This window comes from Mycobacterium intracellulare ATCC 13950 (assembly GCF_000277125.1).
Lineage (GTDB): Bacteria > Actinomycetota > Actinomycetes > Mycobacteriales > Mycobacteriaceae > Mycobacterium > Mycobacterium intracellulare.
On record NC_016946.1, the window covers coordinates 2,178,068 to 2,203,361 of the forward strand.

Annotated in this window: 19 protein-coding genes; 12 read left to right on the plus strand and 7 right to left on the minus strand. The window is 67.5% G+C overall.

From position 1 onward, the window contains the following. Positions 1-36: 36 nt before the first annotated feature. On the minus strand, positions 37-726 hold the full coding sequence (locus OCU_RS35175) for a Type 1 glutamine amidotransferase-like domain-containing protein (protein WP_014379851.1): 690 nt from the start codon (positions 724-726) through the stop codon (positions 37-39). Continuing rightward, positions 723-8,228 (minus strand): BTAD domain-containing putative transcriptional regulator, encoded by a 7,506-nt coding sequence (locus OCU_RS35180; protein ID WP_225337386.1) that lies wholly within the window; start codon positions 8,226-8,228, stop codon positions 723-725. Before OCU_RS35180 ends, OCU_RS35175 begins: the two co-directional genes overlap by 4 nt. 116 nt (positions 8,229-8,344) lie before the next feature. Between OCU_RS35180 and OCU_RS35185 the strand changes: the two genes are divergently transcribed. The 5 genes from OCU_RS35185 (at position 8,345) to OCU_RS35205 (ending at position 13,880) form a co-directional block, all read left to right on the plus strand. Beyond that, positions 8,345-10,915 carry a SpoIIE family protein phosphatase gene (locus tag OCU_RS35185; RefSeq protein WP_008255701.1) on the plus strand — a complete coding sequence of 857 codons (2,571 nt, stop codon included), beginning with the start codon at positions 8,345-8,347 and terminating at the stop codon, positions 10,913-10,915. Then, a complete protein-coding gene (locus OCU_RS35190; RefSeq protein ID WP_008255707.1) occupies positions 10,915-11,232 on the plus strand; it encodes an STAS domain-containing protein in 318 nt (105 codons plus the stop codon). Before OCU_RS35185 ends, OCU_RS35190 begins: the two co-directional genes overlap by 1 nt. 87 nt (positions 11,233-11,319) lie before the next feature. Continuing rightward, on the plus strand, positions 11,320-11,751 hold the full coding sequence (locus OCU_RS35195; protein ID WP_009957744.1) for a nitroreductase family deazaflavin-dependent oxidoreductase: 432 nt from the start codon (positions 11,320-11,322) through the stop codon (positions 11,749-11,751). 564 nt (positions 11,752-12,315) lie between these two features. Continuing rightward, complete coding sequence (locus tag OCU_RS35200) at positions 12,316-13,248, plus strand: SAM-dependent methyltransferase (protein ID WP_014379853.1); 933 nt, start codon at positions 12,316-12,318, stop codon at positions 13,246-13,248. Continuing rightward, complete coding sequence (locus OCU_RS35205) at positions 13,245-13,880, plus strand: class I SAM-dependent methyltransferase (RefSeq protein WP_009957746.1); 636 nt, start codon at positions 13,245-13,247, stop codon at positions 13,878-13,880. Before OCU_RS35200 ends, OCU_RS35205 begins: the two co-directional genes overlap by 4 nt. A gap of 96 nt (positions 13,881-13,976) precedes the next feature. Here OCU_RS35205 and OCU_RS51655 read toward each other — a convergent pair whose 3' ends face one another. Further along, on the minus strand, positions 13,977-14,609 hold the full coding sequence (locus OCU_RS51655; protein ID WP_014379854.1) for a hypothetical protein: 633 nt from the start codon (positions 14,607-14,609) through the stop codon (positions 13,977-13,979). Between the two features lie 202 nt (positions 14,610-14,811). Here OCU_RS51655 and OCU_RS35215 point away from each other — a divergent pair, with 202 nt between their 5' ends. From OCU_RS35215 to OCU_RS35225, 3 genes are all read left to right on the plus strand, one after another. Then, positions 14,812-15,525 carry a VIT1/CCC1 transporter family protein gene (locus OCU_RS35215; protein WP_014379855.1) on the plus strand — a complete coding sequence of 238 codons (714 nt, stop codon included), beginning with the start codon at positions 14,812-14,814 and terminating at the stop codon, positions 15,523-15,525. 100 nt (positions 15,526-15,625) lie between these two features. Next, the gene (locus tag OCU_RS35220; protein WP_014379856.1) at positions 15,626-16,468 is read left to right on the plus strand and encodes a thioesterase family protein; all 843 of its coding nucleotides are present in this window, start codon (positions 15,626-15,628) and stop codon (positions 16,466-16,468) included. 2 nt (positions 16,469-16,470) lie between these two features. Continuing rightward, the gene (locus tag OCU_RS35225; protein ID WP_014379857.1) at positions 16,471-18,012 is read left to right on the plus strand and encodes a class I adenylate-forming enzyme family protein; all 1,542 of its coding nucleotides are present in this window, start codon (positions 16,471-16,473) and stop codon (positions 18,010-18,012) included. 81 nt (positions 18,013-18,093) lie between these two features. Here OCU_RS35225 and OCU_RS35230 read toward each other — a convergent pair whose 3' ends face one another. Further along, positions 18,094-18,714: a TIGR03085 family metal-binding protein gene (locus tag OCU_RS35230; RefSeq protein WP_009952304.1), complete on the minus strand. Its 621-nt coding sequence runs from the start codon at positions 18,712-18,714 to the stop codon at positions 18,094-18,096. Positions 18,715-18,829: 115 nt separating this feature from the next. Here OCU_RS35230 and htpG point away from each other — a divergent pair, with 115 nt between their 5' ends. The 3 genes from htpG (at position 18,830) to OCU_RS35245 (ending at position 22,111) form a co-directional block, all read left to right on the plus strand. Beyond that, the gene (gene htpG, locus OCU_RS35235) at positions 18,830-20,764 is read left to right on the plus strand and encodes a molecular chaperone HtpG (protein ID WP_008255722.1); all 1,935 of its coding nucleotides are present in this window, start codon (positions 18,830-18,832) and stop codon (positions 20,762-20,764) included. Positions 20,765-20,833: 69 nt separating this feature from the next. After that, positions 20,834-21,049, plus strand: coding sequence for a hypothetical protein (locus OCU_RS35240; protein WP_008255723.1), 216 nt, complete (start codon positions 20,834-20,836; stop codon positions 21,047-21,049). Between the two features lie 42 nt (positions 21,050-21,091). Continuing rightward, a complete protein-coding gene (locus OCU_RS35245; protein WP_014379858.1) occupies positions 21,092-22,111 on the plus strand; it encodes a TIGR03617 family F420-dependent LLM class oxidoreductase in 1,020 nt (339 codons plus the stop codon). A gap of 44 nt (positions 22,112-22,155) precedes the next feature. On the opposite strand, the gene OCU_RS35250 is transcribed toward OCU_RS35245, so the two are convergent. Beyond that, the gene (locus OCU_RS35250; protein ID WP_014379859.1) at positions 22,156-22,899 is read right to left on the minus strand and encodes a sensor domain-containing protein; all 744 of its coding nucleotides are present in this window, start codon (positions 22,897-22,899) and stop codon (positions 22,156-22,158) included. A 119-nt stretch (positions 22,900-23,018) separates the two neighbouring features. On the opposite strand from OCU_RS35250, the gene OCU_RS35255 reads away from it, so the two are divergent. Next, positions 23,019-23,378, plus strand: a complete 360-nt coding sequence (locus tag OCU_RS35255) for a bleomycin resistance protein (protein ID WP_014711398.1) — start codon at positions 23,019-23,021, stop codon at positions 23,376-23,378. Between the two features lie 252 nt (positions 23,379-23,630). Here the strand turns inward: OCU_RS35255 and OCU_RS35260 are convergent, their stop codons facing one another. Next, a complete protein-coding gene (locus tag OCU_RS35260; RefSeq protein WP_014379860.1) occupies positions 23,631-24,023 on the minus strand; it encodes a DoxX family protein in 393 nt (130 codons plus the stop codon). Positions 24,024-24,052: 29 nt separating this feature from the next. After that, on the minus strand, positions 24,053-25,183 hold the full coding sequence (locus tag OCU_RS35265) for an NDMA-dependent alcohol dehydrogenase (RefSeq protein WP_014379861.1): 1,131 nt from the start codon (positions 25,181-25,183) through the stop codon (positions 24,053-24,055). Positions 25,184-25,294: the final 111 nt, after the last annotated feature.

Here is a 25,294-nt window from a genome sequence, read left to right on the forward strand (position 1 = left end):
ACGATTACAGGTGGGCTGGGTGGCCGTCAAGGAACGTCAGGTTCGCGCCGGTCGCGACAGTGAGTGCGTGACGGCGGTGCCGTCATAAGCGACTATGTGCGCAGGATGGCGCAGGGGTTCGATGCTGGCATCCGCGTGGACGACGACTCCGCCGCCCGTGGGGATGCCGAGCCCGGTCGCTTCTCCGTGCAGCGATTGGATTGTCCGCGTCAGCCGCGCCCACTCGGCGCGTTCGTCGTGCACGTCGATCACCATGGGGACGAGGCCGAACACGTCGAGCAGTTCGGTGCCTGGGAGCTCAAGGATTCCATAGCGTCCGAGCTGGACCGCGCCGGCCGAAATGCCCACGAGGACAGTGCCTTTGGCGTAGCGGTTCAGGATCGTCTCCTTCATGCCGGTTTTCTCGAAGGTGTTCCAGCCAAGGCGGACATCGCCGCCCGCGAGGACGATCACCTGGGCGCCTTCAAGGAAGGCGCGGTCGGCCCGGCCGAACGACGAATGGATCATGCGACGGTCGGTGATCCCGACGGCGTCCACGGCCGCCTCGAAGATTTCGTAGAACTCCGGCCGGTCGCCATTGGAGGCCCCGATGTAGGCGGCGCTCAACGGTTTGTCTCGAGCCAATCCGTCGAGCGCCGTTTCCAGTAGCGGGCGGCCGTCGCGCTTCCAGAACAGCAGCTGACTATCCGCTAGCAGATAAAGCGGTTGGCGTTGTGGCGCTGTCACTTCGGCTGGTCTCTGCAATTAACCTGATCGAAGTACGCAAGGGCCACCTCGAGATCTTCCCCGTCAAAGACTTCGATGCGGCTAAGGAGGTTTCCCTCGACCACGATCACGTAGGTCAACCGCAATTCCGCGTCAAAACCATCTTGCGAGGTCATTTTCAGCACTTGAGTAGTGACGGTTCCGTATTCGGTGAGCTGATGCACGGCTTCGATGTAGGCGCTGGTATCCGAAGTGAGGTCCCACAGGGCACCGACGGATGTGGCCAGATCAACCCCCGCGATCGATACGAGCGATCGATGATCGATGTAAACCGGATCCGGCGTCGTCGCGGGAAGCTCGTGACGATTGAATTTGGCGTTAGCCCTTGAAGTCACCGACCAAGTGTGCGCGTACGCGGCCGCTTCGCCGGCGAGGTAACGCGCATCGAGTTCCTCGAAGGCAGCATCGATATCGTCGGCGTCGAAAAAGACGTGGGAGGCGATCCGCCCGTCGGTGTCAATTTCGGCGATTCCCAGCAGCTCTACCGCAAATCCCTCCCGCCGGGAGTCGGGATTGAACGAGCGGACGCGGGCGAGCGAGAGGCGCTTTCCACGAGTCGCGATCACCGTCAAGGACACCTGCGCAAGGCCCTCGGCCAGTGCTCGCATATTTGCCATCACGGCATCGCGACCGTCCCAGAAGCCGACATTCACCACTCGACGTCGATCGTCGACGAAACTGTCCGGCGCCAAGATTTCGGCTATCGCCGCCCAATCGTGGGTGCTCGAGCGGTCAAAGAGTCGGTGTTCTGCGCGGCTTGCCGCGTTCTCCAGCTTCCGCGTCTGGCCGTGCAGCTCATCGAACCTGGCGAGCGCGGTGTCTAGGTCTGACTCGTCGAAAAGCTCACAGCGGTTGATCCGATCGCCTTCGAAAGTCATGACGTCGATTACCTGCCACTCGGCGTCGAGCCCTTCGGGCGAAGCCCCAGCCGCGACATGAGTGATCACCGCGCCAAGGCTGCTCAGGCGGTGCACGGCGGCAACGTAGAGGTAGGACTGCGGCGAAAGTTCCCACGCGACGGAGAGATATGCCGCCAGATCACCCGTGCCGATCGGCACCAGTCGTCGGTGATCAATGTTTACCCAATCTGATGTCGTCGCAGGGATTTTCCGCTGGTTCAGCGCCACAAAGGCTTCCGTCACCAGCGTCCAGGTGTGGGAGCGGGTGGAGGCCTCCCCGGCGAGGTATCGCGCATCGAGTTCGGCGATGGCCGCGTCGAGTTCGTCCGCGTCGAATACGACCCGCGCGACGACTCGGTTTTCGGTGTCGATCTCGACGAGGCCGAGCACCTCGCTGTGGAACGTGTCGGGCCCTTGCTCAGGGCCGAAGAAACGGGTGCGGCCAAGGAAAAGGCGGTCGCCCCGGGTCGCGATGACGTGTGATGTCATGCTCGCAATCCCGACGTCGGCCCACGCCCTCATATTGTCGATATCGACATCCCGGCCTAGTTGGACTCCCGCGCCCACTACGCGACGACGATCGTCACTCGAAAAGTCGTCGGCCGTCATCTCGGCCATCGCACCCCAGTCGCGCGCCGCGAAGTGCGCCAGGAAGCGGTCGCTGACTTGGCTGGCCACATTGTGCAGCCGCGGTGCCTGCCGGTGCAGCTCATCGAACCTGGCGAGCGCGGCGTCGAGGTCGGGCTCGTCGAAGACCTCGACGCGGCGGTAGAGATCGCCGTCGGTTACGCCAACGACGACTGTCCGCCACTCGGCATCAAAGCCCTCCTCCGAAGTGCCGCGCGCAGTATGGGTCATGACCGCTCCCAGCTCATTCAGCCGATGCACCGCTTCGACGTAGACTTTGACGTCTGGCGTGAGGTCCCACAGGGCGGGAAGATAGCCCGTCAGATCCTCCCGCTCGGCTGTTAAGACCGCTCGATGGTCTATGAACTCTGAATCCGGTGTCATTGCGGGCAGTTCGTTTCGATTGACCGCGGCATAGGCTCGCGTGATGAACGACCACGTTCGCGCGTAAGGAGCGGCTTCGCCCGCGAGATAGCGGGCGTCGAGTTCGGCGACGGCGGAGTCGAAGTCGCCGGGGTCGAACGTGACGTAGGCTGCCATCTGGTTGTCGGAGTTGATCTCGACGACTCCGAGTTCCTCAGTGAGGACGCCGTCGAAGGCTTGGTCTGGTCCCGACGAACGGGTTTGGACGAGGGCGAGACACGCGCCGCGGGTCGCAATGACTGTCGACGAAAAATCCGTGATACCGACCTCAGCGATAGCTTGCAGGTTCGCAATTTGCGTATCTCGACCGTGTAGGACCCCAGCGTTAACCACGTGCCGGCGATCGTCGTGCGAGACATTGTCGGCCAGTGTCGTCGCCAAGGAGTCCCAATCGCAGGCTGCGAAGTACGCAAAGAAGCGCTCCGCTATCTGGCTCGCAGCATTTTCCAGCCGCTGTGCCGGTCTGTTGAGGTGATCGAATCTCGCTAGCGCGACGTCGAGGTCTCCCTCATCGAAGACTTCGCAGTGGTTGACCACGCCGTCCACCGCCACCAGAAGTACCATCCGCCACTCGGCATCGAAGCCTTCCCGCGAGGTGGCACGCGTCGCATGGCTGATGACCGCCCCACGGTTGGTTAGCCGATGCACGGCCTCGATATAGATGCTGACATCTTGTTCGAGGTCCCATGCGGCATGGACGTAGTCAGTCAACTCGCCGGGGGCGACGGCTACAGCCCGCCGGTGGTCGATGTTGACCCAATCCGGCGTCGTCGCAATCCCTTCGCGCCGGTTGAAGGCGCCGTAGCCCTGCGTGATGGCCGACCATGCGTCTGCGTACGGTGCTGCCTCGTCGGCAAGATAGCGAGCGTCGAGTTCGTCTATGGCACCGTCGAAGTCGTCCAGGTCGTAGACGACGATCAACGTGAGTCGCTCGTCGGCGTCGATCTCGACGACATTGATCGCATCGTTTTGAATCGTTTCCGGGTCGCGGCCGGCCGCCCGCACCCGTGTGAGGGCGAGGCGCTCGCCGCGGATCGCCACGACGTCGGCCATCCCGATCGTGAACCCGAGGTCGGCGGCCACCTGCAGATCCTCGATCACGGATTCTCGGCTGCCTCGGTCCCCGGCATTCACGACCCGTCGGTGATCGGCGCCGGAAAGGCTTTCGGAGACAATGGTTCCTACGGCAGCCCAGTCGCGGGCGGCGAAGTGCGACCAGAAGCGTTCGTATACCCGCGTCGCGGCGTTCTCGAGCCGCGCCCGAGGATGTTCTGTCTCGAATCGGGCCTGCGTGGCATCGAGCTCGGCGACGGCTATGTCGACATCTTCGACGTCGAAAAACACATGCAGCGCAATTCGACCTTCCTGGTCGAGGCCGTATAGCTGAAGCCACTCGTCCCGCGGTGCCCCAGGGCTCTGGTCTGCAGGACCTACCTCTAACCGGGTGAGAGCCAGGCGCTCGCCACGCACGGCGACAACCACGTGGTGGTACCGCACTGGGGCCAATAATTCGCGGAGACGTCTGGCTTCGCATTCCCATTCGTCATAAGGAAGATCATGACGGCCGAGGCCAACTATCTTCCGGCGGCTTTCACAGGTGACGACGGCTGCGACGTGCTGCCCGATCTCGTCCCAGGCTTCGCGATCGTAGGCGGCGTCTATCTGGCGAATCGCTCGCACGCAGGCGTTGTCGAGTTCGACGCGTGGCGCTTCAGGTGCGGGCGCTATCGGTGGGGTAGGCACCTCACGCCTGCCGAGGACTTCCCGCGCCCTCTCCGCAAGCGCCGCAGCGCCTTTGCGCTCATACAGTTCGACCGCTTGCTCGGCGGCGGCCCGGGCCCCGGCCACGTCGCCTGCGGCCCCCAACACCGTTGCCAGCGTAAAACATGCGTCGCCGTGATCGACCAGGGCGTCCGTGCGCTCGGCCAGAGCGACCGCCTCTGAGGCGATCCGCCGGGCCCCGTCGTGGTCGTTGCCCCGCGCCAGCAAGTGCGCACGCAGGGTACGCCACGCGATCGACGCCTTCAGCGCGTGCCCAGCGAGACGCTCGCTCTCCGAACACAATTCGTCTGCCTCGGATTCGCGCCCGAGTGCAAGGTATGCGCGGCCCAACAACGCGGCGGTCTCGGCAGTGTCGGCGTCCAGGCCCATGCGACGAAAGCCGTTGTAAGCCTTGCGCAGATGCGACTCGGCTGCGGCCGGATCGTCGACGATGAGCTCGACGATCCCGGCGAACTGCTCAACTTCCAATAGCGCATGACGCAAGCCGAGCTCGCTCACCGTGCGCCGGGCCGAGTCGATCATCCGACGGGCCGCCGCGGCGCGGCCGCGAAAGGCCTCCAACACGGCCTGGCATCGTGTCGAGGTGGCTTCGACGGCGGGGGAGTCGGTCGTGATCCGCAGCAGCCGCACCACGTCCAGGCACCGCCCGCCCGCACGGGGCACCGGGTTGGGGCCCCACAGCGCCGCGAGGGGAGCACCCGCCAAAACCGCGTTCACGCGGCGGTGTTCGCGCGCGCGACGCGCCGCGTTCAGCGCGTCGTCGAGGGCGCCCTCGCAGTCGGCGATCCGCCCGAGACGGGCGAGGCACCCAGCGCGGACGGTGTGCGCCGTGGCTTCTCCGGCGGCGTCGTCTTGTTCGGCGAGTTTGGCGGCAGCCGCGGCCAACGCGGCTTCGACCTCGTCCAACCGTTCGGGGTGGATCAGCATCGACAGCTGCCCGTCGAAGCATGTCGCCCATGCCGCCAACCGGGCCGACTCGACTGTGCTTGCCTGCAGTTGGGTGACCGCACCCGCCGCCGAGGACACATCGCCGGCGGCCAACAAAGCCTCGCAGCGCGCGACCAACAGCTCGGCGGTCTGGTCGTCGCGGTCGGGCAGCTCGTCGTCAAGTTCTTCCAGCGCGTGCAGGGCGCGGTGGTACAGGTCGGCCGCGCCCTCGTAGGCGAGACGTGACATCGCCTGGTCGGCCGCGCGCCGACAATAGAAAACCGCCTTGGCGGCGTTTCCGGCCCAGGCGCATTCGAAATAGTGGTGAGCAAGCTCGGCGAGCAACTCGTCGTCGGCGCCGGGCAGCGTCTCGAGCGTTGCGGCGATGCGCTGGTGTAATCGCATGCGCCGCACCGACGCCAGCTCGGCGAGCAGCGATTGCCGGACAATCGCGTGGTTGAACCGGTAGTTGCCACCGGGTTCTTCGATGACGATGCCCGCCCGGCGCGCTTCGTCGAACGCGTCGACGAGGTCGTCGCCGACCACCTGCTCGACCAGCTCCAGGGCGAACCGGCTGCCGACAACCGCCGCCGTGGCGAGGGCTTTGTTCGTCTCGGTCGGTAGCCGGGAAAGCCTGCGGCTCACGGCTTCTCGTACGCCCTGAGGAAGGGTGCTCTGGTCCCACACGCCGCCGCTCTCGTCGACGTGGCGCAAGGCCTCGATGAGGAAGAAGGGGTTACCGCCGGTGACCGACGCCAGCGCGTGCGCGAGTTCCTCGTCGTCGTAGCCGGCTTCGGTGACATAAGTGGTCACATCGTCCTCGTCGAGGCCGCCGAGGTTGAGCCGGTTGGCCGTGCCGTCGCGGTGCAGGTCGGCGAGCATCGCCGCCAAGGGGTGGGAGCGGTCGAGGTCGGTGCTGCGGTAGGTGCCGACGATCTGCACGCGGGCGTGGTCGCCGAAGCGCAGCAGGTGCCGCAGCAGGAGCAGCGTCGGCTTGGCCGCCCAGTGCAGGTCGTCGAGGATCAAGAGCACCGGTGCGCTCGCGGAGGCGATTTCGAGCAGGGCAACGGCGGCATCGAAGAGTGCGTATCGCTCGGTGTCGGGATCCGCGTGCGCCGGGGGAGCGAGGTCGGGCACCACATCGGCCAGCCCGGGCGCGAGCGGCAGCAACGCTTCGACGCCACGCAGTCCCCGCAGCCGCTCAGCGCCCATACACGGCACGAGCGCACGCAGCGCTTCCGCGAACGGTTGATAGGGCGCTCCGAGGTCCTCGTCGCACCGGCCGTACAGCACGACCGCGCCCATTTCATAGGCCCGCTGCGACCACTCACCGGCCAGGCGGGTCTTGCCGACGCCGGGTTCGCCGGCGATCAGCACCGTGCGCACGCCCCCCGTCAGTGCACCCTGCCACGCCGACAGCAGGCCTTCGAGTTCGCGGCCCCGCCCGACGAACGGCCCGGGGCCGACGAGCACCGCCGGAAGCCCGGGGCGCTCCATCGGGGTTTCGGCCGCCGCCTGCTGCGGACGCCGCTCAGCGGTTTCCAGTCGCAACTCGAAAACGTGCTCGGGCCGTGCGAGATTCCGCAACTGGCGCATCCCCAGGTCGGTGAGCACCACGTCGTCGGCGAGCGAGTCGATGACGAGCTCGGCGGTCGCGCCCGAGCACAGGATCTGGCCACCCTCGGCCAGCGACCGCAGCCGCGCGACCCGGTTGACGGCCCGGCCGAAGTAGTCGCCGTCGCGAAGCTCGACCTCGCCGGTATGCAGCGCCACCCGGACGCGGATGGGTTGCCGCAGCGCCCAGGGTTCATGAGCGATCGCGTCCTGCAACTCGACCGCTGCCGAGGCCGCCGCAGAAGGCCGTTCGAAAACCGAGAAGGTGGCATCGCCCTCGCCGCGCGTCTTGATCAGCCGACCGCCACGCGACGTGACCACGTGTTCGATCAGCTCGTCGTGTCGGGCGAGGGCCGCCGCCATGGCCCCGGCCTCGGCCTCCCAGGCGGCCGTCGACCCCTCGATATCGGTGAGAAGGAACGTCACCGCGCGGGTCACCGACGGAACATGTTGTGCCACAGCAATGTCCAGGGACGAGTCCTGCGCGACGATCGCGGCCTCGAGCCGGCGAAGTTCCGGTCCGGGATCGACGCCGAGCTCGTCGGCAAGCAGCGCCCTTGCGCGTTGGTACGCGCCGAGGGCTTCGCCTTGCCGGCCGGCGCGGTAGAGGGCGAGCATCAGCTGGCCCCACCGCCTTTCGCGCAGCGGAGCGTCGGCAATCGCGGCCTCCAGATCGCCGATGACTTCCGCGGCGCGGCCCGTCGCCAGCAACGCGTCGGCTCGATCCTCCACCAGCGCGGCGTGGCCCTCCATCCACCGCGTTTTTTCGGACGTGCCGCGCCGGCCATCGGGAAGTTCGGGGATTCCGCGCCACAGCGCGAGGGCCTCGTCGAACCGGGCCACCGCTTGGCTCGTGTCGCCGGCGGCGGCGGCAGCGCGTCCCAGGCGGGTGGCCGTCTTGTATTGCGAGGCATCGACCTCGCTGTCGGCGAGGACCCAACCCGCGCCCTGTGTCAGGACGAAGCCGTCACCGAGCGTGCGGCGCAGCGCGGAGATGTGGGTCTGCAGGGCTTTGTCAGCGGTGCGCGGCGGATCCTCGCCCCACAGCAACTCGACGAGGGTGTCGGCCGGCACGACGGAACCGTCGTGCAGTCCGAGCATGGTGAGGATGGCGCGAGGTTTCGCGCCCGGGATACCGACGGCCGCTCCGCCTCGCCGGACCTGGAGAGGGCCTAAAACCCCCAGTTCCACCGCTAAAAGGGTACTCACCTTGCCTATCGTCGGCGGGGCAATTCAATACCCGGTCAAGATTCAGTAAAGGCCGCTGCGCCCGCGTGCCGGCAACCCCACGCACTACCTTGGTGCCTATGGACAGCGACCGGAGTGACTCCGCCTTCACCTGGCAGGGCCGGCGCGAACTGGTGGGCCAGATGCACGACCAGCTCGACGAGCTGGTGGCGGCGCGCGACCAGATGGAACAACTGGTGCAGGTCATCGTCGAACTGGGCTCCGATCTGGACCTGGACGTGACGCTGCACCGGGTCCTCAAAGCGGCGATGGAGCTGACCGGCGCCCGCTACGCCGCCCTGGGCATCCGCGCCCCCGACGGCAGCCTCGTGTCCTTCGTGCACGCGGGCATCGACGGCGACGCAGCGCGACGGCTCGGCGACCTTCCGGTCGGCGACGGGCTGCGCGTCGACGATCTGAGCGCCGATCCGCAGACCGCCGGGCTGCCCGCACAGGACCCACCGTTGCGGGCGTTTCTGGGAATCCCGATCACCGTGCGGGCGGCCAACTTCGGCAACCTCTACCTGGCCGACGACCGGCCCGGGCGCGTCTTCACCGACTCGCAAGAGGGTGCCGTACGAGCGATGGCCACGGCGGCCGCCGCCGCCATCGACAACGCACGACTTTTCGAGCGCGAGCGTGAAACGGCGAAATGGACGACGGCCAGTCGTGAGATCACGACCGCGCTGCTGTCCGGCGACCCGCAGACGGGGCCGCTGCAGCTCATCGTGAACCGGGCGCTGGAGTTGGCCGGGGCCGAGCAGGCGATCTTGCTGGTGCCCCGGGAGCCGGACTCGGTCGCCGACGAGGCCGACACGCTGGTGGTGGCCGCAACGGCGGGCCGCTATTCGTCGGAAGTGATCGGTCGGCAGGTACCGATGGAGGGCTCGACCACGGGCGGTGTGGCGCGACGCGGTCTGCCGCTGATCACCGATTCCTTCCAATACCCGATCGAGGGCTTCACCGATGTCGGTGAACGCCCGGCGATAGTCATCCCGCTCATCGCGGACGGCGCGGTGCTCGGTGTCATCGCCGTCGCGCGCGACCCGCGCCAGCCCCCGTTCGGCAACGACTACCTCGACCTCGTCAGCGACTTCGCCCGGCACGCCGCGATCGCGTTGGCGCTGGCGGCGGGCCGCGAACACGCGCTCAATCAGGAACTGGCCCAAGCCGATACGGTCGAGGAAGCGGTCCACACCGCCGCCGAAGAGCTGCGCCGGCTGTGGCGGGCGCGCCGGGTCCTGGCCGTCACCTTTCCGGCGTACGGCTCGTCTACGGAGACGGCCTTCGGCGCGCCGCAGGTGGTGTCGGTGGGCGAGCCCGCGCAGTGGGCCGACCTGCCGTCCGACACCCAAGGGGCGCTCAGCTCGTTGCGGGACGGCGACTTACTCACCCCGACGACGACGCAGCCGGGGACGGCGGGCATCGCGCTGCAGCACCCCGAGGGCGTGCTCGTCGTCTGGATCGACCTGGCCGAGCAACGCCCGTTCACCCTGGAGGACCAGACCTTGCTCACCGTGCTGGCCGGCCGCCTCGGCCAGGGTCTGCAGCGGGTGCACCAAGTCGACCAGCAGCGCGAAACCGCTCTGGCCCTGCAGCACGCGATCCTCGGCCCGGCCGATCTGCCCAGCGGATTCGCGGTGCGCTATCAGGCCGCCACGAGGCCGTTGCAAGTGGGCGGCGATTGGTACGACATCGTCGACCTCGAGGACGGGCGCATCGCGTTGGTTGTCGGCGACTGCGTCGGCCATGGCCTCGCCGCTGCCGCGGTGATGGGTCAGGTGCGCAGCGCCTGTCGTGCGCTATTGTTCGAAAACCCAAGCCCCGCTGCAGCTCTCGCGGGGTTGGATCGCTTCGCCGCGCGGCTGCCCGGCGCGCAATGCACCACCGCGGTGTGCGCGGTCCTGACCCCCGACACCGGTGAACTGGTCTACTCCAGCGCCGGGCACCCGCCGCCCATCCTGGTGCACGGCGACGGCAGCACCCAATTGCTCGACGACGGCCACACCATTGCTTTGGGAATACGGGGGGACTGGTCGCGCCCGGAGGCCCGCGTGACCATACCGGCGCGCACGACCCTGCTGCTCTACACCGACGGGCTGGTCGAGCGTCGCCGCAGTCCACTGGATCGGGGCATATTTCGCGTCGCCGACGTCGCGCAGGACGCCCGAACGCTGGGACTGGAAGATCTGGCCAACCAGGTCATGACCCGCGTCGCGCCGCCGGGCGGGTACCAGGACGACGTCGTCCTGTTGCTCTACCGTCATCCGGCGCCGTTGGAGCTGAACTTCCCCGCCGATGTCAGCCAGCTCGCGCCCACCCGCAACGCCTTGCGTAAGTGGTTGGCCCGCGTCCGGGTGGGCCCCGAGGAGGCCTTGAACGTGCTGGTTGCCGCCGGGGAAGCGGTCGCCAACGCGATCGAGCACGGCCACCGGCACAGACCGGAGGGCCTCATTCGGCTCGGCGCGGTCGCGGTGGGCGATGAGGTGAAGTTGACGATCACGGACACCGGTTCGTGGAAGGCTCCGCAGCCGGCCTCCCATCATCGTCGTGGCCGGGGCATCCCGCTGATGCGAAGCCTGATGCACGACGTCGACATCCGACCGGCGCACGACGGAACCACCGTTCACCTATCGGCGCGGATCACCTGATGACCACGCCGCTCACGCTCGACACCGCGCGCGGGCGCGACGGGAAACTCGTGCTGGTCGCATCGGGGGAAATCGACCTGACCAATGTCGACGCCTTCACCTTGGCCCTGTCCACCGCCGCCACCGGCAGCGACGGGGCGGTGCTTGTCGATCTCAGCGCCGTGGAGTACCTCGACAGCGCCGCCATCAATGCCCTGGCCGCCCACGCCGACCGCATTGAGCTGGTCGCGCACCCGATCCTGATGCCCGTCCTCAAGGTCAGCGGCCTGACCGAGCTCACCGCCATCGTCCCCGCGCCGCCGACCGAGAAGCGCTGACACTTTCTCGGCGTTGAATATCCTTGCGGCGCAACATATAACCTGTTATGGATGGCCCATGTGCCTCCTGCGTGCCACGATGGCGTAATGGGTGAGGACGCGCTGAGCTCGGAACGGGAATTCAACGAGCACAACATCGAAGAGTTTCGCCGCAATGGTGGCAAGGTCGGCGGACAGTTCGAGGGCTTCCCGCTGTTGTTGCTGACGTCAGAGGGTGCGCGCAGCGGCGCCCAACGCGTCAACCCGGTCGCCTACTTCGACATCGACGGCAAAATCTATATCGTCGGCTCGGCGGCGGGCCGGGACAACCATCCCGCGTGGGTGCACAACATCCGCGCCGTCCCCGACGTGACCGTCGAGATCGGCTCCGACGCTCCCAAGTCGGTGACCGCGCGCGAATTGCCGCGCGAGGAAAGGGATTTGATCTATCCCGTCATCGTCGAGCGCGCTCCCGGCTTCGGCGAATACCAGCAACGCACCGATCGCGTCATCCCGGTCTTCGAATTGATGACCGACTGAAGGCGCGAGCCGCCAACAACATTCAGGTCCGCCGATTCGGCACGCTAACGCGTCGATTGCCGCACAATGATGTGCGCGGGTCCGGCCTGATGCGACGGCCAACGCCGCGCGCCCTGCCCCAAGGACGAAGTGAGGTCGGCGATGAGACGGTATCTGCGGCGCTCCCTGATCGGCGTGTTCGCCCTCGCGCTGGCGGGGTTGCCGGTGACGGTGCTCAGGACGTCCGCGATCGCCCGCGCCGACGGTGAATGCGCCCCGGGCTGGGGCTGGAGCGTCGAGCTGAATGAGTGCGTGTTCTTGCTTCCGGCCGCAAATGGCCCGGGAGGCCCCGGGGGGCCCGGTGGACCGGGCGGGCCCGGCGGTCCTGGTGGACCGGGTGGGCCGGGAGGCCCCGGGGGACCCGGGGCGCCCGGCCATCCAGGAGCGCACTAAAGGCCCGCTTAGCTGCGGCAACGCCCGCCTGGAATCGGCGACATCGCCGGATGGTCGGCGCGCGGGAACTCCACCCGCCCGCCGGTCGTTATACCGGCTAAGTAATCCGATTCCGAGGGGGACAACAGCCGCATGCCACGCACAGACGACGACACCTGGGACCTTGCGACCAGTGTGGGTGCGACCGCCACGATGGTGGCGGCCGCCCGGGCGATCGCGACCAACGCCGACAACCCGCTGATCGAGGACCGATTCGCCGAGCCCCTGGTCCGTGCCGTCGGCGTGGACTTCTTCACGCGCTGGGTCTCCGGCGACCTGGTCGCCGCCGATGTCGACGACCACGAGTCCGGCTGGAAGCTCGAACACATGCCCGCCGCGATGGCCGCCCGCACCCGCTTCTTCGACTCGTTCTTCCAGGCCGCGACGCAGGCCGGGATCCGGCAGGCGGTGATTTTGGCGTCCGGCCTGGACGCACGCGCCTACCGGCTGCCCTGGCCCGCCGACATGACGGTGTTCGAGATCGACCAGCCGCAGGTGATCGAATTCAAGGCCGCCACCCTGGCAGAGCTGGGCGCCGCCCCGCAGGCCGAGCTGCGCACGGTCCCCGTCGATCTGCGCAGCGATTGGCCAAAAGCCTTGGCGGACGCGGGATTCGACAAGAGCCGGCCCACGGCGTGGATTGCGGAAGGGCTCTTCGGTTATCTGCCGCCCGAGGCGCAGGACCGCCTGCTGGACAACATCACCGCACTCAGCGCCGAGGGCAGCCGGCTGGCGTGCGAAGCTATTCCGGACATGTCCGAGGTAGACACCGAGAAGGCTCAGGAAATGATGCGCAGGGCCACCGCGAAATGGCGTGAGCACGGCTTCGACCTGGAATTCGGTGATCTCGGCTACCAGGGCGAGCGCAGCGACGTCGCCGCGTACCTCGACAACCTGGGCTGGCGCTCGGTCGGCGTCCAGATGAGTGAGCTGCTGGCGGACTTCGGCCTGGACTCGATCCCGCAGACCAACGACTCGGTCTCGGTGGCCGACACCGTCTACTTCAGCTCGGTGCTGGCCAAGTGACCGCACCGCAGCGCCGCGGGCTCAACGAAGCCGTCACCCGGATGTGGACCTTCCTCGCGCCGGCCTACGACCTGCCGTTCCTGCAGCAGTGGGTATACCGGCCGCCGCACAATGAGGTGATCGCGCAGCTGCGCAATCACGGGGCGCGAAAGATCGCTGATATCGCCTGCGGCACAGGGATTCTCAGTGACCGGATCCAGCGTGAACTGAATCCCGACGTGATCTATGGCGTCGACATGTCCGACGGCATGCTCAACCAGGCCCGGGCCAAATCGGATCGGGTGCAGTGGTTGCGCGGCCCGGCCGAACAGCTTCCCTTCGACGACGGTGCGCTCGACGCGGTCGTGACGACCTCGGCGTTCCACTTCTTCGATCAGCCCGCGGCGCTGCGCGAATTCCATCGCGTGCTCGCGCCCGGCGGCCTGGTGGCCGTGTCGGCCCTGAGCACGCGGCAACCGCGGCTGCAGTCTTCCGCGCAGAACCGGTGGAAGCCGCAACACAACACGTCGGCGCCCGAGATGCGGGCGCTGTTCGAAGACGCCGGGTTCGTGATCAGCGATCAGCACCGGATCCCGCGGCCGGTCTGGACCCGCCTCGTGTCCGACCTGTTGACCGTCGGCACCAAACGCTGAAACTCGCGTCGAACCGCGGAAGCGTTCGCCGCCAACGCATTAAACGACGATGCCCGCCTCGCCGATCGGCGAGGCGGGCATCGCGTTCAGCGATCTTTACAGCGGAATCCAGACCCCGAAGAAGTCGAATCCCCACTGGTTGAAACGAGGGTTCCAGTACGGCGTTTCCTGGTAGCCCCAGTAGTCGATCGGGCCGTAAACCCAGTGACCGCCGGGCGGGGGGAGCGGTCGATCCCACGCCGGCCGCGGCGGCGCGCCCGGGCCCCACGGGCCGGGCCCGTCGCCCCACGGGGCGCCGTGGAAGTAGCCGCGCTGGTCATCGCCGTGCCACGGGCCACCCGGGCCACCGGGTCCGCCCGGACCACCGGGTCCACCCGGGTGATCGGGACCGGGGCCGCCGGGACCGCCCGGACCGCCGGGGTGATCGGGACCGGGACCGCCGGGTCCACCCGGCCCGCCAGGCCCGCCAGGCCCACCGGGATTACCGGGTCCACCCGGGCCCCCGGGCGGACCACCAGGACCACCGGGACCGCCAGGACCACCGGGTCCGCCGGGATCGTTGGGCCCGGTCGGGGCGTGGAAGCCCCCGGGTTGCGGTGCGCCATGACCACCGGGACCGGGCGGCGGACCGCCCGGCGCGGCGTTGGCAAACCCGGCGCCCATTCCCAGGGCCGCAGCGCTGAGCGCGCCGGCGATGGTCACCCCTCCGACAAGCTGCTTCAACTTCATGGTGCTTCACCTATCCACTAGGGACTTCTTCAACTAGGGATGTGCTCGGAACCTCCCCCTACACAACCCAGACGCTAGATAGCTTCCCTATGGACTAGCTGTGTCTGGCCCATGCAATGCTTGGGCGGGGCATCGAAACGCACCGGTTTGGCAAGGCTAGGTTGGCTAGTCGGCCAGGGTTTTCCTCTATATCGTTGCCGCCGTGTCGACTACGTCACATCCGGCCGAACCGCATGTCGGATCGGTGTCCTCGAAGCTGAATTGGCTGCGCGCGGGCGTGCTGGGCGCCAACGACGGGATCGTCTCCACCGCGGGCATCGTCGTCGGGGTTGCGGCGGCAACGACCCTGCGAGCGCCGATCTTGACCGCCGGAAGCGCCGCGCTGGTCGCCGGAGCGGTGTCGATGGCCCTCGGCGAATACGTATCCGTCAGCACCCAACGCGACACGGAAAGTGCGTTGCTGCGCCAGGAGCGTCGCGAATTGCGCGACGATCCGGCCGCCGAACTGGACGAGCTCGCCGAACTCTATGAAGCGAAAGGCCTCACGGCCGCCACCGCGCGCACCGTGGCAGAGGAACTCACCGATCAGAATCCGTTGCTGGCCCATGCCGAGGTCGAACTCGGCATCAATCCCGAGGAGCTGACGAATCCGTGGCAGGCGGCATCGTCGTCGGCCCTGTCCTTCGCGATCGGCGCCCTGCTGCCGTTGATCGCCATTCTGGCCCCGCCGACCACGTGGCGGATCCCCGTCACCATGGTGGCGGTGCTGATGGCGCTGGTGGTCACCGGAGCGGTCTCGGCCGGCCTGGGCGGGGCGCCAAAGCTTCGCGCGGTGCTGCGCAACGCCATCGGGGGCAGCCTCGCACTGACGGTCACCTACGTGATCGGTCACCTGGTGGGCGCCGCCATCGACTGACCGGCACGGTGCGCATCCAGCGACTGGAAGCGCAACTGTAACATTCACCGTTGCGGATCTCAGCAGGGTTCCGCGATCCCCTCACGCGAAGGGTCATGCAGTGGCCGAACCCAATTTCGTTCCGGATGAAGCCCAATGGGCGGAACCGGCGCCGTATTTCGTGCGCGACGAAAAACATTTCGTACCAACACAAATCGCGCGCGGCGGCTGGGGCCCATCGCTCAGCGGCCACGTCGTCGGCGGACTCTTGGCGTGGGCGGTCGAGCGGGCCGCGCCGGACGCGCACCTGCAACCCGCGCGGCTCACCGTCGACCTGCCCCGGCCGACGGCGCTCAAACCGCTCGAGGTGCACACCGAGGTGCGCCAGGACCGGCGGCGTTTGCGGCTGGTCGAGGCCGTCATCATCCAGGACGGCGCCCCCGTGGCACAGGCCAGCGCGCTGTTCGTGCGGCGCGGTCCCCAGCCCGACGGACACATCTGGTCACCGCCGGTACAGATGCCGCCGATGCCGCTGGGTGAGACTTCCCCGACGCTTTTCATGCGCACCTACGGCTGGGGCTCGGAGGTGCAGAACCCCGAGCCGGATTGGCCCCAGACCGATGGCCCGAAATACACCTGGTTGCACGAGAACCGCCCGTTGATCGACGACGAACCGCTGTCCGCCTTCACCCGCGCCGCGATGGCGGGCGACATCACGGCCTCGATCGCCAACTGGGGCACCAACTCCCTGGAATTCATCAACGTCGACTACACGCTGACGCTGACCCGGCTGCCCGAGGGACCGCACATCGGGCTGGCTTCCCTCATGCATCACAGCCACGACGGGGTGGCCAGCGGCTCCGCGGTACTTGTCGACGAGAAGGGCCCGATCGGCACCGGTGTGTCGGTCGCCGTCGCGCACTCGGGATTTCGCCCGCCCTCCACCGACCCGACGGTGCGCTGACGTTGGCTGGCGCCGGCACGTTCTGGGCGTTGATTGCCGATGCGGCGCAACGTGGATCGAACCGGCCGCTTCTCGCCGACGAGCACGGTCGCAGCCTGACCGCACGCCAGCTCCACGACGCCGCGTGCGCCACTGCCGCCGCCTTCGCCGAACGGGGTGTCCGCGCGGGGACCGTGGTGTCCTGGCAGCTGCCCACCACCCTGGAAACCCTGGTGGTGATGTCCGCGCTGGCCCGGCTGGGCGCGGTGCAAAACCCGATCATCCCGTTGCTGCGCGAGAGCGAAGTCGGCTTCATCACCGGCCAGTTGAACACCGAATTCCTTGTGGCACCAGATGTTTGGCGCGGCTTCGACCATGGCGGCCTGGCCCGCGAGTTGGCGCGGGACAAGGGTTTTGAGGTCATCACCCTCGACCTGGAAACGCCTCCGTCCGGCGGGCTGCGGCTGCCCGGCGCCCACCACGGATCCCTGCCCGCGCCCCCACGATCGGCCGACGACGCCCGCTGGGTCTACTACTCCTCCGGGACCACCGCGGACCCCAAAGGGATCCGCCACACCGATACCTCGGTCATCGCCGGCTCGGCGGGGGTGGTGGGCATGGTCGGGGCCACGAGCAGCGACGTGGACCCCATCGCCTTCCCGATCGCTCACATCGGCGGGGCGGCGATGCTGGCGACGGCCCTGCTGACCGGCATGCGGCTGGCGCTGTTCGCGTCGTTCGACCCCGCGACGACGCCGCTGGCCATCGCCGCCCACAACCCGACGTTCCTGGGCACCGCCACCCCGTTCTTCGTGGCGTTCCTGGAAGCCCAACGCGCCCACGGTGATCGGCCGTTGTTTCCGTCCGTGCGGGGTGGCCTGGCGGGAGGCGCGCCCATCACCGCCGAACTCGGACGGCAGGTCCGGGAGACCTTCGGCATCGCCGGGATCGCCAACGCGTGGGGGATGACCGAGTTTCCGTGTGCGACTTCGCCGCCCCTGACCGCCCCGCCGGAGGTGCTCGACCACACCGTCGGCCCGCCGGTGCCCGGGGTCAAGGTTCGCGTGGTCGACAACTACGAGGTCGAACTGGGCGCCGGCCAGGAGGGGGAGCTGCGACTCAAGGGCCCCCAATGTTTCCTCGGTTACGCCGATCCTTCGCTGGACGCCGAGGCTTTCGACAACGACGGGTGGCTGCGCACAGGCGATCTCGGCCTGATCGATGCGGACGGCAACGTCCGCGTCACCGGTCGCACCAAAGACGCGATCATCCGAAACGCGGAGAACATCTCCGCCCTCGAGATCGAGAATGCGCTCGCGACCCATCCCGCCGTCGCCGACGTCGCCGTCATCGGGATCCCCGACCCGCGCACCGGCGAACGCGTCTGCGCCGTCGTGGTGCCCGCCACCGCCGACGGTGTGACGCTGGAATCCCTTGTGCAACACTGCCAATCGCGGGGGCTGAGCCGTTACAAGCACCCCGAACATCTCGTGGTCGTCGACACGCTCCCGCGCAATCAATTCGGCAAGGTGATCAAAAAGGACCTGCGCGCGGCGTTTGGGTGACCTTCCCTATTCGCGCACGTGTAACGCCACGGCGAGATTCCGCTGAATTTTTCGCCGTGGCGTTACGCCCGCGGCGCGATGCTATAACCCCTTGGGCGCGTCGCGAACCGCCTGCACCGCCGCGGCGTCGCCGTCGAACTCGACCTGCGCCGCGCGCCCGACGGAGAACAGCAACAGCTCGGCGGGCGCGCCGGTCACCGTGACCGCCGGACCCTGACCGGCGGTGAGCAACGTCTTGCCCTCCGGGGTGCGCAGCGCCACCCGGGCGGGCACCTTGGCGAGCGTCATCCGGGCCATCAGCGGCAGGGTGCGGCGCAGCATCGTGCTCAGCGCGGGCTCCAGCGCGCGCGGCTGCCAGCCCGGCTGCGCGCGGCGCACGTCCTCGTGATGGATGAACATCTCGGCGACGTTGGCGACCGGGTCGAGCAGCTTGAGCGGGGAGTAGACCGGCGGGCCGGCGGCGACCTTGCCGACCAGCTCGTCCCACTCGTTTCGCTCGCTCACCTGGTTTTGCACCTTGGCGGTGTGGGAGGCGAAGAACGGGATCAGGATGCCCGGGGCGGCGTCGGGCCGATACTCCCGGATCATCAGGTGGGCGGCCAGGTCCCGCGTCGTCCAGCCCTCGCACAGGGTGGGAGCGTCCGGACCGACCTCGCGCATGGTGTCCACCAGGGCGGCGCGTTCGCGTTGAGCAACAGACATGGGTTCAGCGTAGAGCCGGTCACCCCCGAAGAGGACGGGTCCACCACACACCGACGGCCGGCGGCTCGGTAAATTTGAGACCGTCCGGCCCTGGAAAGGAGATATAGGAGAAGTCATGAACGCGCGCGTCGAGCAGTTGGAGTTTCAGGCAGAGGCTCGGCAACTGCTGGATCTGATGGTCCACTCCGTCTACTCCAACAAGGACTCGTTCCTGCGGGAGCTGATCTCCAACGCCTCCGACGCGTTGGACAAGCTGCGGCTCGAAGCGTTCCGCAACAAGGACCTCGACGTCGACACCTCCGACCTGCACATCGAGATCGACGTCGACCACCAGGCGCGCACCCTGACCATCCGCGACAACGGCATCGGCATGACCCGCGCCGAAGTGGTCGACCTGATCGGGACGCTGGCCAAGTCGGGCACCGCCGAGCTGCGCCAGCAACTCCGCGAGGCCAAGAACGCCAAGAACGAGGCCGCGTCGGAGGAACTCATCGGCCAGTTCGGCATCGGCTTCTATTCGAGCTTCATGGTGGCCGACAAGGTCGAGCTGCTGACCCGTAAGGCCGGCGAGAGCGACGCCACCAAATGGGAATCGAGCGGCGAGGGCACGTACACGATCGAATCGATCGACGATGCGCCGCAGGGGACGTCGGTCATCCTGCACCTCAAGCCCGAAGACGCCGAGGACGAGCTGCACGACTACACCTCGGAGTTCAAGCTCCGGGGTCTGGTCAAGAAGTACTCCGACTTCATCGCCTGGCCCATCCGCATGCAGGTCGAGCGCCGGGAACCGGCCAGCGAGGAGGGCGGCGAGGAGACCGTCACCATCGAGACCGAGACCCTCAACTCGATGAAGGCCCTGTGGGCCAGGCCCAAAGACGAGGTCTCCGAGGAGGAATACAAGGAGTTCTACAAGCACATCGCGCACGCCTGGGACGACCCGCTCGAGGTCATTGCGATGAAGGCCGAAGGCACCTTCGAATACCAGGCGCTGCTGTTCATTCCGTCGCACGCGCCGTTCGATCTGTTCAACCGCGACGCCCAGACCGGCATCCAGCTCTACGTCAAGCGCGTGTTCATCATGGGCGACTGCGATCAGCTCATGCCCGAATACCTGCGCTTCGTCAAGGGTGTGGTCGACGCGCAGGACATGTCGCTCAACGTTTCTCGCGAGATCCTGCAACAGGATCGGCAGATCAAAGCCATCCGGCGACGGTTGACGAAGAAGGTCCTGTCCACCATCAAGGATCTGCAGTCCGAGCGCCCCGACGACTATCGGACCTTCTGGACCCAATTCGGCCGGGTCGTCAAGGAAGGTCTGCTGTCGGACTTCGACAACCAGGAGACGCTGCTGCAGATCTCCTCGTTCGCCTCGACGCACAGCGAGGAGGAAGCCACCACGCTCGCCCAGTACGTGGAGCGCATGAAGGACGGCCAGACGCAGATCTTCTACGCCACGGGGGAGACGCGTCAGCAGATCCTGAAGTCGCCGCACCTCGAGGCGTTCAAAGCCAAGGGCTACGAGGTGCTGCTGCTCACCGACCCGGTCGACGAGGTCTGGGTGGGAACGGTGACCGAATTCGACGGCAAGCCGCTGCAGTCGATCGCCAAGGGCGAGGTGGACCTGAGCGCCGAGGGCGACGAGAGCGAGGCCGAGCGCGAAGAGCAGCAGAAGGAATTCGCCGATTTGCTCGCCTGGATGAAGGACACCCTCGCCGATCACGTCAAGGAGGTTCGGCTCTCCACTCGGCTCACCGACTCGCCCGCCTGCCTGATCACCGACGCGTTCGGGATCACGCCCGCGCTCGCGCGCCTCTACCGCGCCTCGGGGCAGGACATCCCGGTGGGCAAGCGGATCCTCGAACTCAATCCGAACCACCCGCTGGTCACGGGCCTTCGCCAGGCACACCAGGACCGCAGCGACGACCCGTCCATCGCCGAGACCGCCGAATTGCTCTACGGCACAGCGCTTCTCGCCGAGGGCGGCGCGCTCGACGATCCGGCGCGGTTTGCCGAGATGCTGGCCGATCGGTTGGCCCGCACGGTGTAGGCCGGGCTTGGGCGGCGGATGCCGAAGTTTTTCGGATTGAAACGCCGCGGGTGGGGATAATTAGGTCCCATGGCTGAGTTCCGCGTCATCGACCCGCATGGGCGGGTGGTCGCGACGAAGAATTTCGCCAACGCCGAGGCCGCGCACGCATGGTTCGTCCACTCGGTCGGCGGCAACACCGAGCTGGGCTGGCGCATGGAGGTCAACGACGACGGGCAGTGGGCCTTCTTCGATGACACCGAAGGCTTTACCGCCCCGGTGAGCCGACGGCCGACGAAGCGCTGAATCAACGATCGTCGCGCGCGGTCGGCCACGTAGGCTCCCACCATGCATGTCGACGCGATGACGACGCCCCAGCCGCTCGCTCAAATCGGCGAACTTGCCCGCCGGACCCAATCCGCCGGCTTCTCCGGTTTGTTGTTCACCGAGACGGGCCGCACCGCCTACCTGAACGCTGCGGTCGCGTCGCAGGCCGCGCCCGGTCTCGAGCTGTCCACGGGTGTCGCGGTGGCGTTCCCGCGCAGCCCCTTCGTCACCGCCGCCGCGGCGTGGGAACTGCAGGAAGCGACCGAGGGAAAGTTCCGGCTGGGTTTGGGAACTCAGGTGCGCACCCACGTCGTGCGGCGCTACGGCACGGCCTTCGAACGGCCCGGGCCGCGGCTGCGTGACTACCTGCTCGCCGTGAAGGCGTGTTTCGCGGCCTTTCGCTCCGGGACGCTCGACCACCACGGCGACTTCTACGATCTCGACTTCATCACCCCGCAGTGGAGCCCGGGACCCATCGGCGCTCCCGACCCGAAAGTCGATATCGCGGCGGTGAATCCGTGGATGCTGCGGATGGCCGGCGAGGTGGCCGACGGGGTGCACGTCCACCCGATCGGCGAACCGGGATACCTGGCCCGCCACGTCCTGCCGACGGTCGCCGAAGGGGCGGCCAAGGCCGGGCGTTCGGTGTCGGACCTCGCGATCATCGTGCCCGTCATGACGATCGTCGGTGACAGCGACGAGGAGCGCGACAAGCAGCGCGAAGTCGTGCGCGCCAGCATGGCGTTCTACGGAAGCACGCCCAACTACGCGTTCATCTGGGACGAGGCCGGTTTCGAGGGCACGACCGCCCGGATCCGGGAGAAACAAAAGGCCGGAGACTTCGCCGGCATGGCCGCCCAGGTCAGCGACGACCACATCGCCGTCTTCGCCACCGAGTCCAGCTGGGACGGCCTGGCCGACGCGTTGACCGACAAATACGCCGGCATGGCAACGCGTTTGGTGATGTACAACTCCGTGGCCGACCAGGACCGCTTCGAGCGCTACGGCGAGGTGGCGCGGCGGATACGGCACCGCCAATAGCGTTACGGCGGAAGGCTATCGGGGCCGCCGAGCAGCGGAATCCGCTACTGTTTGTCGACCTTCGCGGCGATCTGATTGGCGATGTTGACGCCGAGGTCCCCGACATCCTTGCGGCACACGTCGACGTCGATGACGACGTTGCGGCGGGCGGTCAGCGCCCGCTGACAGGGCATCGTGACGTTCGTGCCGTCCCCGTTGACGGTCACGATCACCGACGTGCTCAGCACCCCATTGGCGTTGGACACCTGCCCCACCTTCCACTGAAGCTCGGGGTGGGTGCCGTCGGCGGGGACGGTGTCCTGGCGGTTGGCGCAGGCGGGCCAGCGCTGAGATGACGTGGAGAAGAAGGCGTTCGCCTGCTCGGGGGAGGGATACAACACCACGAACTGGTAGACGTCGGGGCTTTCCAATTGGTTGCCGCGGGGAGGCGTCGGTGCAATGTCGTGGTAGCCGTACACGCCGGTGCTTCCGCTGTCGGCGTATTCGGACACCAACCCGGCATGGATCGTGTACTTGCATTCGGGCGGAAAGGTGTAGTCGGTGCGGTGCACCGGGTCCTCGCCGAGGTTGGTGAACGGCGGGTCGCTCGTCGTTCCCCGGGTGCCCAGCGCGCTGTCGATGTCGTCGGGGCTGAGCATCAGGTCGGGCAGCGCGGCCTTCGCGAGGGGAGTCTTGGGCGACGCCGTGGTGGTCGTGCTCGACGACGCCGCGGTGTCGCCTGCGCTGCTGTCACCGCACCCGGCGACCAGTAGCCCGGCGACGGCGACGGCGGCAGTTAGCTGGCGCATGGTGGGTGCCCTTCCTGCTTGAGCCGACTCCTCAGGGGTCGTTTGCGGTGGAGCATACGACAGCACTGGCCGCGGCGCGCCGGTTCGGCGCGAAGCGCTATCTTCGCGGGGTGTCCGCAGTGAACTTCGCGTCCGTCGCGCCGATCGTCCCCGTTCGGAATCTCGATGTCGCCCTGGACCGCTACCGGCGGCTCGGGTTCGACGCCCGCGCATACGACGGCCCGGACCGCTACGGCTTCGTCGACCGCGGGTCGGTGTCGCTGCACCTCACCGAGTGGGACGAACACGACCCGTTGCGCACCGCCGCGAGCGTGTACTTCTACGTCAGCGACGCCGACGCGCTGCACGCCGAGTGGTCCGCGCTGGAGAATCTCGAGGGCCGCTTGATCGCGCCGCAGGACACGCCCTACGGATTGCGGGAGTTCGCCTATGTCGATCCCGACGGCACCGCCCACCGGGTCGGCTCGCCCCTGACCTGATCTTTGGCCGTCGCGCCGGCTTCGTGGCGCAGTGGTCACAGGCGCAACACGCGTCCCTCCGCCGGGCGACAGACGAAATGCCCACCTCCGAGCGACAATCCGAGCGGGAGCGGCGGGACACCGGCCCAACACCGGACCACCCCGCGCGGTTGTCGCTCGGAGGTGGGCATTTGCGGTCATCCTCCCCGGGCGGCGCCAAAGCTCCCTACGTGACGGCCGTGGTCAACAAGCGGTGATGCCGAGACGCGCGCGTCAGCTCTCGCGCCGGATCCTGAGCGCGGTGGTGATCATGGGAATCTGCAGCGGCAGCCGGGCCAGGGCGACGATCCGCATCGCCCACGGCTTGTCCCACCACAACCGGACCATGTTGACGTTGCCCGGGAAGACCCCGACGAACAGGGCGACGGCGGCCAGCGCGGCGGTTCGCCGGGTGCGTCGCGGCACCAGCAGCGCCCCGATCGCCAGCTCGGCCACTCCCGACCCGTAGGTGTACAGCCGCGGGCTGCCGGGCAGTTCGACGGGGATGATCGAGTCGAACGGTTTGGGCGCCACGAAGTGCAGGGTGCCGATGCCGAGCAGCATCGCCGCGACGCGGAAGGCGAGTTGCTGGGTGGCGTCAGGGCCGGCGAGGGGTCTCGTTGTCATGGAGACATTGTGCCCATGGCGGCCACTGCCTACGCGCGGTCGGCGTCGGTGTAGCGGATGATGCCGCGAATGTTGCGCCCCTCGAGCATGTCGCGATAGCCGTCGTTGATATGCTCGAGGGTGTACTCGCGCGTGACCATGTCGTCGAGATTGAGCTGCCCTAGCTTGTACAACTCGAGGATCGCCGGGATGTCGTACTGGGGATTGCCGCCACCAAAAATGCTGCCCTGCAAGCTCTTCTGCAGCAGCGAGAGCCCGGCGAGGTTGAGGGTGACATCGTTGGCCATCACGCTGGCCATGCCGGTGAGGCAACATACTCCGCCCTTGGCCGTCAGCCCCATCCACGACTCGACGTCTTTGCCCTCCACGTGGCCCACGGTGACGATTACCTTGCGGCACATCATGCCTCGCGTCGCCTCGGCAATGCCGGCCGCGGCGTTGCCCACGTCCGCGAAAGCCGCTGTGGCGCCGAACTTGAGCGCCTGCTCGCGCTTCCATTCGTAGGGATCGACGGCGAATATCCGTCGGGCCCCGGCGATGCGGGCGCCCTGCAGCGCCGCGACGCCGACGCCGCCGATGCCGATGACAGCGACGTCCTCACCCGGTGCGACCGCCGCGCTGCGCACCGCCGAGCCGTAGCCGGTGGTCACCCCGCAGCCCACCAGGCAGGCCACGTCGAACGGGATCGCGGGATCGATTTTGACCACCGAGGTCTGGTGCACCACCGCGTACGGCGCGAACGTCCCCAGCAGTGACATCGGGATGACGTCGCGGCCCCGCGCGGTGACCCGAAACGATCCGTCGAACACCGATTGACCCGACAGCAATCCCATGCCCAGGTCGCACAGGTTGCGCAGCCCGGTCTGGCACGGCGTGCACTTGCCGCAGGAGGGGATGAACGACATGACCACGTGGTCGCCGACGGCTAGGTGCTCGACGCCGTCGCCGACCTCGGTGATGATCCCGGCGCCCTCGTGCCCGCCGAGCACCGGGAAGCAGGGGATGGGGAAGTCACCGGTCAGCAGGTGGTGGTCGGAGTGGCACAACCCGGCCGTCTCCAACTGGACCGTCACCTCGCCGGGGCGGGGATCGCCGATCTCGATCTCGTCGATCACCCAGGGTTCGTTGAGATCCCAGATCAGGGCGCCTTTGGTTTTCAACGGGGAGGCCTCCTGAACGTGTACTAACCGCTTAATTGTTAGCGCGGTCACAGACCGGCCCCCACCGAACTTAGACCAATACTATTGTCTATACAGTATTTGAAACGATTC